Origin of the sequence: Micromonospora sp. MW-13 (assembly GCF_003434305.1) — a bacterium.
Taxonomy (GTDB): domain Bacteria; phylum Actinomycetota; class Actinomycetes; order Mycobacteriales; family Micromonosporaceae; genus Micromonospora.
Map to the genome: position 1 here is coordinate 16,367 of NZ_QKKX01000096.1, position 13,500 is coordinate 29,866.

Here is a 13,500-nt window from a genome sequence, read left to right on the forward strand (position 1 = left end):
TTCTGGACCGGGTTGACGCGGATCAGGGCCGAGGTGCGCGCACGAACGCCACGGCCAAAACTCCGATAAGACGGTGGCTGCCCTTCCCCTCGTAGCCTGGAGCGGAAAGTCGACGCCATACTCGGCGCCCATGTTGGTTACCTCGAACGGCTAGGCGGGCGGCGGCACCGGGGTCAGCGCGTACCGCGGAATCCGCGTAGCGCGGCCTGGGCACCCGCCTGGAAGCGGGTGTGCGCGCCGAGATCCGCCATCAGGGCCGCGATGCGCCGCTGCACCGTACGGTGGCTAAGCCCCAACTGCCGGGCGATGGCCTCGTCGGTGAGTCCGGAGAGCAGGAGCGTGACCAGCCGCTGTTGACCGGTGGCGGCGAAGGACCGGTGTTCCAGCGGCTGCGGGTTGGTGGGCGAGGGCAACTTCAACGCCCGCTGCCACAACCCGTCGAAGAGCTTGATCAACGCGTCAAGCAGCGCCGACGGACGTACGATGATCACCGCATCGCCCTGGCCCGCCGGCCGCCCCGGCACCGGCACGACGGCCAGCCGGTCGTCCACCAGGGAGAGGCGCACCGGCACCTGGGTGAGGACCCGTGCCTGCTGCCCGGCCCGGATCAGGTCCTCCATCACGGTCAGCGAGCCCGGATGGTCCAGGGACGACCGGTCGTAGATCGTCCGGCAGGTCAGGCCACGGCGCAGCAGGTCAGCGGCACCGGTGGCGGCGTCCTCCCCGTCCGGGTACGGCGGCTTGTCCAGCCGGCACACCTCGCGGCGGGCCACCCGGTGGATCTGCGCCAACCGCGAACGCACCGCCGCCTCGCCGGTGACCAGCTCGACCACGGCCGCACCGCGTTCCTGCGGCCGGTCCTGATAGGCCGCGTCGAGCACGGACAGGTGCCGGCGGGCGGCGTTGAGCTGGCCCTCCTGGTCGAGCAGCAGGCTCTGGAACGCCACCGAGGGCGCGACGGCGGCGTACCGGAGCGGCCCGTCAGGTACCACGCTGACCAGGCCCCGGCGTTCCAGCGCCGCGAGCACGTAGTCGATCCGCTCGGCGCCCCGCCGCACCCCGGCCAGTTCCTCCGGCGTGGCGCTGGGCCGGTCGACCAGGAACTCGTAGACGGCCTGCTCGGCCGGAGCCAATCCGAGCACCGCCATCGGGTCGGTGTCATCCCGCGACATCGGTGCCACCACCTCCCCTGGCCGGATCCACAGCCTCGCCAGGGCCGACCGGATCCGCGGCCACACCGGACCGGGCCGGGCCCGGGGCCGCACCGGACCGCTGCCCGGTGTCCGGGGCCGGCAGGTCATCGGTGGCCAGCCAACCCCGGACGACCGCCTGGAAGCCGGCCTGGAACCGGGTGGCGGCGTCCAGCCGGTCCAGCAACGCGTGCATCCGGTTACGGATCGTCCGGTCGCTGATGTCGAGCTGGCCGGCGATCTCCTGATCGGTCAGCCCTGCCACGAGAAGCGGGAGCAACCGCGCCTCGGCGGCGGACGGACCGGTGGCGGACGGATACGGCTGGCCCGGTCCCGAGCGCAACGGCAGGGCCCGCTCCCAGTAGACCTCGAACAACGCGGAGAGCGCCGACACCAGCACCGGATCGTGGACGATCAGCCGGGACTCCACATCGGCCGGCTGGTGCAGCGGCAGGACCGCCAGTGTGTCGTCGATCAGTGTCATCTTCACCGGGATGTCGGTGAGCCGGGCCTCCTCACCGGCGGCGATGCCGGCTTCCAGGTCGGCTAGCCGGCCGGGCACCTCCAGGCTGCGCCGGTCGTACAGGATCCGGTACCGGATGCCCTGGCGCAGCTGGTCGACCTCCACGTCGTCTAATGCCGCCGGATTGGCCGCCGGGTACGGCGGCCCGTCGCAGGCCCGGATCTGCTTACGCGCGCTGCGCTGGGCCTCCGCGCCCCGACGCACGATCGCGTCCCGGCCGTGGACTACCTCGACCAGCTCGTCCGCCTCCTGGTGGGTGACCTGGTTGAACCGGCTGTCCAGGTCGGCGACGTGCCGGGAGGCGTCGGCCAGCGCCCGGACGTGCGCGCCGATCAGCGCCTCCAGTGCGGCCCCCGGCGGCCGGGCCGACCAGCGTACGGGCTCTCCGGGCAGCCGGGAGACCAGGCCGAGTTCGTGCAGCCGGACCAGCGCCCGGGCGGAGTCCAGACGGCCACCCCGGTCGGACCCGCGACCGAGGCTGTCATCGATCTCCGCTGACGTCATCGCCGACCCGCGCACCAAGTGTTCGTAGATCTCCTGTTCGGCGGAGGTCAGGCCGAGTACCTGCAGCACACTTTGATCTTGCCATGGATCGGCTTCCGGTTTACGTCGCTGACGTGTTTAGGAAGGTCACTGCGGCTTCCGATCGACGACAGCCACTTGCCATGATCTCTATACGGCCAGCTCAACGTCCTACCCGGACCCCGTGACCGCCCGAGCCGGTGCCACCCGCACCTATCCGGGCCCCGTGACCGTCGGCCCGATACCACCCGCCCCTACCCGGCTCCGTGCTCGTCGAAACCGGTGCTGCCCACTCCCCCGTTCCCGTCCCGAGTTCCGTTCCCGTCCGGCTTCCGGGCGATCATCTGGAGGAAAACCGATGAGACGACAGTGGTCCGGCAAGGCCCGGACCGGCGCGGCAGCCATCGGCGGCGTCATCGCCGTCGCCCTGGTTAGCCCCACCACCCCTGTCACCGCCGCGCCCCTGCCCGAGACACCCACCGCGTCGCCACGGTCGGAGACCGTGGTCACCCGGCACACCGTCACGCTGCTGACCGGCGACGTGGTGCTGCTGGAGAAGACCGCCGACGGCCGGCAGCTGGCCTCGGTACGGCCACCGACCGACCGGCAGCAGATCTCGTACCAAACCAGGCAGATCGACGGTCACGCGTACGTGATCCCCAGCGACGCGATACCGCTGCTCGCCGACGGCACGCTCGACGAGCGGCTCTTCGACATCACGCAGCTGGTCGAGTACGGCTACGACGACTCACGGCACGCCTCCACGCCACTGATCGTGCAGTACGCACCGAGCCTGTCGGCGAGGGCACGCACGGCGGACCTGCCCGGCACCACCCGCACCTTCACCCTGGAGAGCGTCAACGCGACCGCGGTGCAGGGGAAGAAGGCGGAGGCGAAATCCCTGTGGACCGCGCTGACCGGCGCCCCCACCGGGCCGGCCGAGGACGGGGCCGGCGCCGCCTCCCGGGCCCCGGCCAACGCCGCGACCGGCGCAATCGAGCGGATCTGGCTGGACGGCCAGGCGAAGGTCAGCCTCGCCGAGAGCGTCCCGCAGATCGGGGCGCCGGAGGCCTGGGCCGGTGGCCATGACGGCACCGGTGTCACGGTCGCCGTGCTGGACACCGGCATCGACACCACCCACCCGGACCTGGCCGGCAAGGTGGTGGCCGCGCAGAACTTCTCCGCCGACAGCGACACGGTCGACCACCACGGCCACGGTACGCACGTGGCGTCGACGGTGGCCGGCACCGGAGCCGCCTCGGGCGGTACGCGCAAGGGCGTGGCGCCGGGGGCCAAGCTGATCAGCGCGAAGGTGCTCGACACCGCCGGCAACGGCTTCGACTCCGGAATCATCGAGGGCATGGAGTGGGCCGCCGCCCAGGGCGCCAAGGTGCTGAACATGAGCCTGGGCACCAACGCGCCCAGCGACGGCAACGACCCGCTGACGCAGGCGGTCGACGCAATCAGCCGGTCCACCGGAGCGCTGTTCGTGATCGCGGCCGGCAACATCGGCCCGGGTGAGTCGACGATCGGCAGCCCGGGCTGGGCCGACGAGGCGCTGACCGTGGGTGCGGTGAACAAGGAGGACGGCCTGGCCTCGTTCTCCAGCCGTGGGCCACGGCTGGGTGACTACGGCATCAAGCCGGACGTCACCGCCCCCGGGGTGGGCATCGTCGCGGCGCGGGCCAGCGGCACCGCCATGGGCACCGTGATCGACGACCACCACACGCAGGCCAACGGCACGTCGATGGCAAGCCCGCACGTCGCGGGCGCGGCGGCGATCCTGGCCCAGCAGCATCCGGACTACACCAACCGGCAGCTCAAGGACCTGCTGATCTCGACGGCCAAGGCCCAGGACGAAACCGTCCACCGGCAGGGCAGCGGCCGGGTCGACCTCGCCCGCGCCCACCGGCAGCCGGTGTACGCCAGCCCGGGAACCCTGAACCTCGGCTACTTCACCTACCCGCACAGCGACCACCAGCCGGTGACCAGAACGGTGACCTACCACAACGACGGCGCGACCGAGCTGACCTTCACGCTGTCCCTGTCGGTCCAGGGCAAGAAGGGTACGCCGGCTCCGGACGGCCTGTTCACCGTCAGCCAGCCGACCGTGACGGTGCCGGCCGGTGGCACGGCGTCGGTCGACGTCACCGTGGCTCCGGCCCGGGGCACGGTCGACCTCTACGGCGGCCACCTGGTCGCCGCCGCCGGTGACACGGTGGTACGCACCTCGGTCGGCGCGTACCTCGAAGAGGAGCTGTACACGATCACCGCTCCGGCGATCGCGCACGACGGCCGGCAGGCCGACGGCATCAGCCAGGTCGAGTTGTGGAGCCCGACCAGGGGATTCGAGACCAAGTACTACCAGGGTGGCACCGTCCCGACGTTCCGGGTGCCGGTCGGCACCTACAGCCTGATGGGCTACATCTTCACGATGGACGCCCCCAACCGCGTCTCCCTCGGTCTGTCAGTGGTCGGCGATCCGCAACTGGAGGTCACCGGGGACACCACGGTCACCCTCGACGCCCGAAAGGCGAAGGAGATAACCGTCAAGACCCCGAAGCCGACCTCGGCCAACGGGCTCCGGTTGAGCTACTACCGCCAGATCGGCGAGGTCTACTTCGACAGCTCGTTCCTCCTGTCGGAGCCCTTCGGCGAGGCGTACGCCGCGCCGACCGAGGCGGTGACCGAGGGCATGTTCGAGTTCGCCAGCAAGTGGAGCCTGATCGCCCCACCGATCACGATGAGCGTCGTCGCACCGGAACGGATCCCGCTCGACCCGCTGTTCATGATCGCCTCGCCACGGGTGGACGGCAGACACCGGGTGCCGGTGGTCCACGCCGGTTTCGGGTCACCGGATGAGTACACCGGGCTCGACGTGCGCGGCAAGCTCGCCCTCGTCCAACGGGGCAACGGCATCAGCTTCGTCGACAAGGTCCGCAACGCGGCGAATGCCGGGGCGGCGGCGGTGATCGTGTTCAACAACGTGCCGGGGCTGCTCTACGCCTCGGCCGGCGAGCCGGGGCAGGTGGCGATCCCGGCGTTCACCCTCGACGAGGAGCCTGGTCTCGATCTGGTCGAGCGGCTCGCCGCCGGCCCGGTGACCATCGAGTACTCCGGCACCGCGCTCAGCGACTACGTCTACGACCTGATGCTGCCGAACAAGCAGCGGATCGCGAGCAACCAGAGCTACGTCATCAACGAGCGGAACACGGCACGGATCGACGCGGAGTACCGGGCCAACGGTGACCCCGTTCTCGGCGCCGACCTCCAGCACGCGCTGCGCCCGTACAACAACTTCCTGATGGGCTTCATCCGTGCGCTGCCGCGCCCGCTGAAGCGGACCGAGTGGGTCAGTGCCGACCCGGACATCCGGTGGCAGCACCAGGCCTGGGCCAGCTCCCCGTTCGACGGGGAGTTCACCAGCATCCCGACCTCGTACCGGCCGGGCAGCCGGTCGAGCCAGACCTGGTTCGGGCAGGTGCTCCGGCCGGGCTTCCCGGCCGGGCTGACCGGGTGGGAGAACTTCGGTACGCCCGCCTACCGGGAGGGCGACACGTTCAACATCCGGGTCTTCCCGTACGTCGATTCGGCCCAGCACTACGCGTCGGCGTGGGCGGGTGACACCGTCAGCACCAAGCTATACCGGGGCGACGAGCTGGTGGCCGAGAGCAGCAGCTACCCGGCGGGCACCTTCCCGGCCGCGCCGGGGTCGGCCACCTACCGGCTGACCCTGGAGCAGCAACGCTCCGCCGCGTGGTGGCAGTACTCCACCAACATCAACACCACGTGGACGTTCCGGTCGGCGACTCCCGCCTCGGGCCGGCAGCTACTCCCCCTGCTCCAGGTCGACCACCACGTGGATCTCGACCGTCGGAACCGGACGGCCAAACGGCAGCACAACTTCACCCTCACGGTCGGGCACCAGCCCGGCGTCGACGGCCCGAAGATCAAGACTGTGCAGGGCTGGGCGTCCTTCGACGACGGCGCCACCTGGCAGGCGGTCGACCTCGTCCAGCTCGGCAACGGCAAGCACCTGGCCAAGCTGCGGCACCCGGCGCCGGAGAACGTGGAAGCAGTCTCCCTGCGGATCAAGGCCAGCGACACCGCGGGCAACGGCATCGACCAGACGATCATCCGCGCCTACGGTCTCTGACCTGGGCTGACTGACAGAGGGCAAGGGTGGGCCGGGTCGTCGACCCGGCCCACCCTTGTCTTCCACAACAGCCTGCCTGCCACGGCCGGGGACGTTCCGGTGGGTTCGTCGGGCCCGTGAACCGCGTTCGTGTCGCCAGGCCCGGCGAACCTCGTACCGTCGGGTCAGGTGAACCTGCGGCGTCCCGCTCTCCACGGCGAAGCGGCACAGCGTGTACACCGGGTCCAACGGATCATTCATCCGGTCCACCGCCCGGTACGGCAAGGTCAGCACGGAGGCTCGCCGACTCAGCTCACCCTTCGGTTGCGATTGCCGCGATGGCGGCGTGCGGCCGATGAGTGCCTTCGCTGGGTCGCTGCAGGCGCTCAACCTCCGTGAAGCCGGCTCGCGTCAGTCGCTCGGAGAACTCGTCGACGGGCCAGCGATAGGCGGTCACGACCTTGTGGTCGAAGACGGCGACCTCGTCACCTACGAAGAGACCAAGCACTAACATTCCGACCGGGGCCATTACTCGCCGGAACTCAGCGAGCACGCCGTCGAGATTCTGCGGCGAGAGATGGATCAACGAGCCCCAGGCCAGGATGCCGGCGATGGAGTGGTTGGCAACGGCGAGATGCTCCATCGACCCGAGTTGGTAGCTACCGCCCGGGTGGGCCGCCTGCGCATGGGCGATGAACTCCGGGACCATGTCGATTCCCGTTGCGTCCACGCCCAGCGAACGAAGGTAACCGGTGATATGGCCGGGCCCGCAGCCCAGATCGAGCACCGGGCCAGGTCGGCCCGCCAGATGTCGCCCGATGAAGGCGAGGTCGTCGGCGTGTACCTGCTGGCTTGTACCGAACAGGCCGATGTAGAGCTCTGCGACGGACGCATATGCCTGCCGAACCTGCTCCATGTTCACCACGTGACTTTATGGGCTCTCGGAGTGGCAGAGCAGGCCCGGGACCAGCGCGGGGAAGCACGTCGATTCTTACGGTGCCCGCATCCGGCGATCCGAGCACATGGTCAAATGCGCACTTCTGCCGCATACCGCTCGCGGTGACTGGCGGCGCCGCAACAACGAGTTCCTGACCTTCCTCAAGCAGGCCGCCAAGGCCCACCCCCGGGTCGACCTGCACGTCGTCTACGACAACCACGCCACCCACAACCACCCGAACGTCAAAGCCTGGCTCGCCAGGCACCCCCGCATCACCCCGTGCTTCACCCCGACCAGCGCGTCCTGAGGCTTGGGGGTGGATCACCAGGAGCTTGAGTTCCGCAACGTGACGGGACGGCTGCCACGTGGACCGCGACGCTGCCGACCCACGAATTGAACTCCCGCACCGGCGGGTGTTCGACATCGCCGACGAACACGCCGTTGGACCAACCACCCACCGGCGGATCGGCTGCGAGAATCAGGAGATGGGCGACAGTCAGCACAGCGCCAGTCGCGCCTCGGCCGACGCCGACTTCGTGGAGTGGAACTTCTCCATCATGGCGGAGTCCTCCCCGTGGTCGGTGGAGCAGGGGATGACCCAACTGCTCGCCCACCAGAACGCGGAAGGCTTCGAGCGACCCCTGCCCGACGCGGTGCAGGCCGACGCCCGCGTCATCCACGAACTGGGCCGACGGCGCACACCGACCGCCGTCGCGGCGTTACGCGCCTACCAGGCGATGAGCACGGTCGACACCCAACGCGACCTCGCCCGGTCGAACGCCGACCAACTCGTACGACACGGGCTGCCCGAGCCACCCTGGGCTAACACCATCGGCCGGGTAAGGGTCGACGGCTGCTGGTGGGCGCACGACCAGTTCGACGAGACCGCCATCGTGCTCTGCGCGTTCTCCTACGACGGCACACACGAACACGCCATCCTGACCATGATCGACCGCGCCCTCGGCAGCGGCCTGTTCAGGGAACTCACCCTCAGCACGCAGGTCGGCCCCCTGCTGGACGTCCTGCGCCGCGCCGAGGAAGACCCGGAGGGTCTCGTCCACGAGCCGCTCGACCCCGCGTACGCCCGGCGGCTGATCGAAGACGCCGCCGCCACCTCCGACGAACTGTTCGAAGACCAGCGGTACAAGCCCACACCAAGGCCTGCGGCGTACCGAAAGATGCGTGCGCTGACCCTGGCACGCGCCCGGGTGCTCAGCGACGCCGCCGCCCCACCAGACCCCCTCCCCGACAGCGTCGAACTCGCCCTCCTCAAGCGGTCCTTCCTCGCCTCCGCTGCCGCATCCACACTCCCCGAGACCGACACGACGAGGCAGGCCCTTGACCTGCTCCTCGCACAGATCATCGACCAGACCGCCAGTCACCCCCTCCACCTCGGCCCACGCCGGACCACCGCCGTCCTCGGCCTACCAACCCTCACCACCGACCAGATCCACAACCCAGACATCGGCCAGATCCTCCCCGACGTCGCCAACGCCTGGATCTCCTGGACCGCCACCGAGCGCGGCCTTTCCCGCGACGCCACCGAACGCCTCGAACACGCCACACGGCAAACCCGCACACCAGAACGCTCCACCACCACCGAAGGCAACGAGACAACCTGAGAACACAGCGACGGCATGTCAGCATGTCGGCAATTGGTCAGCAGATGAGGCAGCATCTGCTCCACAAAGAACACGCCGAGCATGATCAAGGGGTGGCGCGTCGAACGGCCGCGACCGTCCACATCACAAGATCGGCGACAGAACCTGAATCGGCGAAGTCGAGCATGCTGAATCCTCAGCTCCTGCCGTCTCGTGTCCAGATCATGACGTCGTTCGCACGGGAATGGTCGCTGCTCCACCGACGGAACAAGCGGACTGTCGTCGTGTCGGAACGGAACCACCGCTCGTACGGCCCCGAGGCTTCGGCTACCACGTGAAGCCCATCGGCCTGGTCGTGCAGCAGCTCTCCGGTGCGGCTGGGCACCCAGTCCTCCAAGAGGCCGCCCCTGGTCGACCAGATGGTGGCCTCCCCACACGTGGGCGAAAACGTCCGAATCATAGCCAAGAACCTGCTCGGACTCACCCACTGGAACCGCGGATCGGAAACCACACCCCCACAGGTGGCCTTGCCCACACCGCGTCGAAATCAAGATCAAGTCATCCGTGGAAGGGGCAAGCTTCATGACGAGCCCTCTCGACCCCGCCGTCGCCGTCGCACTGGAGCAGGCCACAGGGCACGGCCCTCCGTGGACGCACATCGATGGCTTGGGTATACCACCGCTCGGCGAGGGCGAACACGTCGTACTTTGGCGTCGCTTCGGCATCGAGTAGGACGGTCACCACCCGGGCGGCGTAGAAGCCGTCGAAGGCGTACGCGAGCCGTCTGAGCGCGTGGGTGCCCGCCGAGAGTTGTGCGATCCGGCGGCTCGCGTCGGCTACCCGCTGGTGCCAGATCCGGCGGCCTGACGGCGCTCACATCAAGAACAGTCGTCATGGATGAATCGACCATTAATGTCTGAGGTAGGTCTGGCAGGGCGCAGCCGATCACGACACTCATGTTCGCCCTGCTAGGACCAGCCGAGGGATGCGTCGACGGCCTCCCGAGCTACTGGCGCTTGCTGACGTAGGCGAAGAAGAACAGCATCAGGATCAAACCGAACCAGAAGTTCCAGATCGAGTTCAGGCGGCAGTAGCCGCGTACCGGCTTCCCGCCTCGCTTGTGACGACTGACGAGCGGCATGACGCCTCCGTGATCGGCTCGCTACTGTACGGCACGAATGAATAGCACACGGTGCTGACCCCGCGCGTCCGACAGCCGGTAGCACGCGCCGAAGATCCAGCAGCAGGGCTCAGTGGCCAGCTACGGGGTGACCAGGGTCCACGCGCTGACCACGCCCAGCAGCATCAGAGCGGGCACGACCAGCAGCAGCTCGGCCGCCGAGCGGGGTGAGATGACGCTTCGTGGTGACCGCTGGGGTGCGGGCGGAGCGGGAGGTGCGTCGAGGTTAGATGTGCCGGTGACCGTTCATGACGTAGTCCGTGCCTTGCCGGACATCCAGGTGCTTCGCGAGCGGTGTCGCGCGTTGGCGATGCTGGACGCGATCATGAGTCCGGAGTGGGAGTCGCGGTACTACTCGTTTGATTCGCGCTGGGCACCGGATGAGCAGATGGCGTCGATGCGAAATGGGTCCGGCGACGTGTGGTCGATCATGTTCTCGCCGGCCGGTGCGTTCATCCGTGGCTTCGATCACGAGTCGCCGATGAGCTCGGCAGGCAACGATGACGAGCTGTGGCCCGGACTGGTCGACACCGTGCCGGAGGTCTTCTCCGCCTATGTCGACGAACCGGCGTGTAGCGGTCGAGCCTGGCCTGGGGTGGGCCGCGCGGGTCAGGCTCTCGTTTCTCGTGCGCTCGAGGAAACTCGAACCCCTGACCGCTGGCCGTCCGTCGTGTGCGCTGGCGCGCCCCCGCTACAGTGCGGGCACATCGACGGAAAGGAAGCGCGCGAATGCGTCGCAAGCTCGTCCCTGTGGTGGCGCTCTCCATGGCCTGCCTGCTGGCGGTCACCACCGCCTGCTCCACGGGCAACCGGAAGAAGCGGAACCGGTCCGCCGACCGGCCCGCCGGCACCGCCGCGAAGCGGGACGACGTCGACGCCGCACCCGCGACCGCCCGGGCCACCCCGACCCCCCGCCGCACCGGCGACCAGCTCACCTGCCCCGGACTGCGCAACACCCGGATCGGCAGCAGCAGGGTCCGTTACCGCGGGTACGCCGCCCCGATCCGCCTCTCCGCCGGCCGCTGGTCTGACCGGAACGGCACGACCGTGGAGTTGCAGCGGCCGTGCGCCGTCGGCGACCTCGACGGCGACGGTGCGGGCGACGCGATCGGCGTGGTCATGCTCGACGGCGGCGGCACAGGCCGCTTCTTCACCCTCGCCGCCTGGCGCAACGTCAAGGGTGAGCCGGACTACCAGGCCCAGGTCGACCTCGGCGACCGTACGCCGGTGGAGAGCGTCAGCGTACGCGGCGGCAGGGCGACGGTTGTCTACCTGACCCGGCCCGCAGACAGCTCGATGGCGGAGCTGAGCATCCGGCGTACCGCCGTCTACCAGCTCAGGGGCACGACGCTGGCCGAACTGAGCCACACCGACGCCCGGGTGGCCGGAGCGTCCGGCGACGGGGACTCCGCCGACTCCGGCACCGCGCCGGACTCCCCCTACTCCCCCACCCGCACGCGCAGGCCCCGTTCCCGCTGACGTTCCGCCGGTGGTCGTTCCCCCAAGGCCGCGTCGGCCGATCCGTCGGCGCGGGCTCCGGCCGGGACGAGCATGCGCCAGCTCAGCCTGGGACCGGTCGGTGGACCGGTGGCCTCGGTAGCCGTATCGATCCGGTGGACGGGCAATCCTGCTGACTCACCTCGCCGAGGCAGCCCCACCCGGAGGCTGGAGGGCGCTCGAAGTACTGGACCGGCTGCGACGGGATGGCCTCGGTGGTGAACGTGCCGGTGCTCGGGATGCGTTGCTCGTGGAAACCGGCCGTGTCGGTGTAGGAGACGACGATGTGCCACTCGCAGGTGTGGGTGGACACCTGTGGCAGGCGGCCACCGCACGATCTGATGTGGTGTCCGCAACGCACAGACGATCACGCGGTGGCCATCTCGCGTCCACCCCGGTTCACCAGCAAGATCTCAAACGGCGGCTGCCGTACTAGTACTCCAGCCGCACCTGCCTGAACTGGAGTTTCGCCAGGTCATCGGCGTGATCGACGCGTGAGCGGCGCCGGCCGTGCAGCTGCGCGTGTCGATGCTATTCGTGCGGTGGATCAGGTGGTCGCACTGTCTGTCTGTTGTGGTCGGTCATGAGGCGGGCAGGCTGCCGTGCTTGTGTTGATCGATGAGATCGTGGGCTGGCGGGCGGGTCTGGATGATCTGTTGGCGCGGTTCGCGCACCGTTTCGGGCGGGCGGAGCCGCGCCGGCAGGCGCTGACCTACCTGGTCGGGCTGCTGTCGCCGTTGGCGACCAAGAACGGCTGGACCTTGGCTGAGGCCGCGGGAGACGCGACGCCGGACCGGATGCAGCGGCTGCTCAACAGGTCCGCGTGGGACCCGGACGCTGTTCGTGACGACCTGTTCGCCTACGTGTCCGAACATCTCGGCCACGACGACGGGGTGCTGATCGTCGACGAGACCGGGTTCCTGAAGAAGGGGATCAAGTCGGCCGGGGTGCAGCGCCAGTACTCGGGCACGGCCGGGCGGACGGAGAACTGCCAGCTCGGGGTGTTCCTGGCCTATGCCAGCCCGCAAGGGCGCACGCTGATCGACCGGGAGTTGTATCTGCCTCGTGGCTGGTGTGACGACCCCGCCCGCCGCGCCGAAGCCGGCATCGCCGCCAGCGTCGGGTTCGCCACGAAGCCCGCGCTGGGGCTGCGGATGCTCGAACGCGCCATCACCGCCGGCCTGCCAGCGAAATGGGTCACCGCTGACGAGGCCTACGGACAGGACTCCAAGTTCCGGACGTGGCTGCAGCAGCAGCGCATCGGTTACGTCCTGGCCGTGCCCCGCAACCAGCGGGTCCCGACCACGGTGGGCAGTTCCCGTCCTGACGTCCTCGCCGCGAACGCGCCGGTCCTGGCGTGGAAGCGCCGCAGCTGCGGCGACGGCGCCAAGGGACCGCGACTCTACGACTGGGCCGTGGCCTCCTTGCCCGGCACGGTTGACGGATACGGCCACTGGTTGCTGATCCGCCGCAGCATCACCGACCCCACGGACCTGGCCTACTACTTGTGCTTCGGCCCCGCAGGCACCCAGGACGAGACTCTGATCCGGGTCGCCGGGACCCGTTGGGCGATCGAGGAGTGCTTCCAGACCGCCAAGACCGAGGTCGGCCTGGATCACTACCAGGTGCGTCGGTACGACGCCTGGTACCGGCACATAACGCTCGTTCTGTGCGCACACGCCTACCTCGCCGTCACCGCCGCCCGGGCCAAAAAGGGGGCGCCGAATCCGATGACGGCCTCATTCCCCTTACCCTCGGCGAGGTCCGCCGTCTCCTGGCACACCTGATCACCACCAACCGACCCTTCGACCACATCGATCGATGGTCACGATGGCGACGCCGACACCAGTACCGTGCCAGGACAGCCCACTACCAGCGAAGACACCGACTCCACCAGCTGCGGCTGGAGTACTAG

8 protein-coding genes and 2 pseudogenes are annotated in these 13,500 nt (G+C 69.1%); 6 read left to right on the top strand and 4 right to left on the bottom strand.

The window, feature by feature from the left end; translation table 11 throughout:
* Positions 1-173 precede the first annotated feature (173 nt).
* Both C5N14_RS30810 and C5N14_RS30815 read right to left on the bottom strand, forming a co-directional pair.
* Positions 174-1,172: a LuxR family transcriptional regulator gene (locus tag C5N14_RS30810; RefSeq protein ID WP_165878297.1), complete on the bottom strand. Its 999-nt coding sequence runs from the start codon at positions 1,170-1,172 to the stop codon at positions 174-176.
* The gene (locus C5N14_RS30815) at positions 1,159-2,286 is read right to left on the bottom strand and encodes a LuxR family transcriptional regulator (protein ID WP_117673329.1); all 1,128 of its coding nucleotides are present in this window, start codon (positions 2,284-2,286) and stop codon (positions 1,159-1,161) included. The genes C5N14_RS30810 and C5N14_RS30815 overlap by 14 nt, the downstream gene beginning before the upstream one ends.
* A 307-nt stretch (positions 2,287-2,593) precedes the next feature.
* On the opposite strand from C5N14_RS30815, the gene C5N14_RS30820 reads away from it, so the two are divergent.
* On the top strand, positions 2,594-6,391 hold the full coding sequence (locus C5N14_RS30820; protein WP_117673331.1) for a S8 family serine peptidase: 3,798 nt from the start codon (positions 2,594-2,596) through the stop codon (positions 6,389-6,391).
* A gap of 292 nt (positions 6,392-6,683) precedes the next feature.
* Here C5N14_RS30820 and C5N14_RS30825 read toward each other — a convergent pair whose 3' ends face one another.
* Positions 6,684-7,292, bottom strand: a complete 609-nt coding sequence (locus tag C5N14_RS30825) for a class I SAM-dependent methyltransferase (RefSeq protein ID WP_117673333.1) — start codon at positions 7,290-7,292, stop codon at positions 6,684-6,686.
* Between the two features lie 100 nt (positions 7,293-7,392).
* Between C5N14_RS30825 and C5N14_RS34370 the strand changes: the two genes are divergently transcribed.
* Together C5N14_RS34370 and C5N14_RS30835 are read left to right on the top strand one after the other, a co-directional pair.
* On the top strand, positions 7,393-7,614 hold the full coding sequence (locus C5N14_RS34370; RefSeq protein ID WP_117673335.1) for a transposase: 222 nt from the start codon (positions 7,393-7,395) through the stop codon (positions 7,612-7,614).
* A 178-nt stretch (positions 7,615-7,792) separates the two neighbouring features.
* Positions 7,793-8,929 carry a hypothetical protein gene (locus C5N14_RS30835; RefSeq protein ID WP_117673344.1) on the top strand — a complete coding sequence of 379 codons (1,137 nt, stop codon included), beginning with the start codon at positions 7,793-7,795 and terminating at the stop codon, positions 8,927-8,929.
* 985 nt (positions 8,930-9,914) lie between these two features.
* Here the strand turns inward: C5N14_RS30835 and C5N14_RS33900 are convergent.
* A complete protein-coding gene (locus C5N14_RS33900; RefSeq protein WP_256371579.1) occupies positions 9,915-10,049 on the bottom strand; it encodes a hypothetical protein in 135 nt (44 codons plus the stop codon).
* Between the two features lie 271 nt (positions 10,050-10,320).
* Here C5N14_RS33900 and C5N14_RS33710 point away from each other — a divergent pair.
* The 3 genes and pseudogenes from C5N14_RS33710 to C5N14_RS30855 all read left to right on the top strand — a co-directional run.
* Positions 10,321-10,665 (top strand): annotated as a pseudogene (locus tag C5N14_RS33710) (hypothetical protein); the annotation flags it as partial.
* Between the two features lie 152 nt (positions 10,666-10,817).
* Entirely contained in the window at positions 10,818-11,567 is a 750-nt protein-coding gene (locus C5N14_RS30850) for a hypothetical protein (RefSeq protein ID WP_128763715.1), read from the top strand.
* A gap of 629 nt (positions 11,568-12,196) precedes the next feature.
* A pseudogene (locus tag C5N14_RS30855) lies at positions 12,197-13,500 on the top strand (IS701 family transposase); the annotation flags it as partial.

Coding starts and splice junctions, on each gene's coding strand:
- C5N14_RS30810 (WP_165878297.1), bottom strand. CDS start 1,172: ATGTCGCGGGATGACACCGACCCGATGGCGGTGCTCGGATTGGCTCCG.
- C5N14_RS30820 (WP_117673331.1), top strand. CDS start 2,594: ATGAGACGACAGTGGTCCGGCAAGGCCCGGACCGGCGCGGCAGCCATC.
- C5N14_RS34370 (WP_117673335.1), top strand. CDS start 7,393: ATGGTCAAATGCGCACTTCTGCCGCATACCGCTCGCGGTGACTGGCGG.
- C5N14_RS30835 (WP_117673344.1), top strand. CDS start 7,793: ATGGGCGACAGTCAGCACAGCGCCAGTCGCGCCTCGGCCGACGCCGAC.
- C5N14_RS33900 (WP_256371579.1), bottom strand. CDS start 10,049: ATGCCGCTCGTCAGTCGTCACAAGCGAGGCGGGAAGCCGGTACGCGGC.
- C5N14_RS30850 (WP_128763715.1), top strand. CDS start 10,818: ATGCGTCGCAAGCTCGTCCCTGTGGTGGCGCTCTCCATGGCCTGCCTG.